This window comes from Pseudoalteromonas sp. SIMBA_162 (assembly GCF_046535955.1).
GTDB classification, from domain to species: Bacteria; Pseudomonadota; Gammaproteobacteria; order Enterobacterales; family Alteromonadaceae; genus Pseudoalteromonas; species Pseudoalteromonas marina.
This window is the reverse complement of the sequence record NZ_JAWJBQ010001289.1, coordinates 1-233: the sequence shown is the minus strand read 5'-3', so window position 1 is coordinate 233 and position 233 is coordinate 1. Positions and strand designations below refer to the sequence as shown.

1 protein-coding gene is annotated in these 233 nt (G+C 68.2%); it reads left to right on the top strand.

From position 1 onward, the window contains the following. Nucleotides 1-233: hypothetical protein (locus R0J88_RS23800; protein WP_410901429.1), on the top strand; the 233-nt coding region annotated here is incomplete at both ends.

Genomic DNA, 233 nt, shown 5'->3' with positions numbered 1-233 from the left:
GCTGACGCGTCTGCATCAACTGGCCGATCGTCAGGCCGCCGAGGAGACCCGGCTGCGCAATGACTGGCAGACGCGTCTGAGTGCGCTCGGCGCGACGCCGGTGTCTGGCAAGGCCGAAGCCGCGCAGCAAAGCGACGCCCTGGCGGCGATGCAGCATGACTTCGAGGACGCGTTGTCACATCAGCAGCGTGAGGCGAATGCCGAGCGTGATGCCCTGCGTCGCGAGCTGCGCC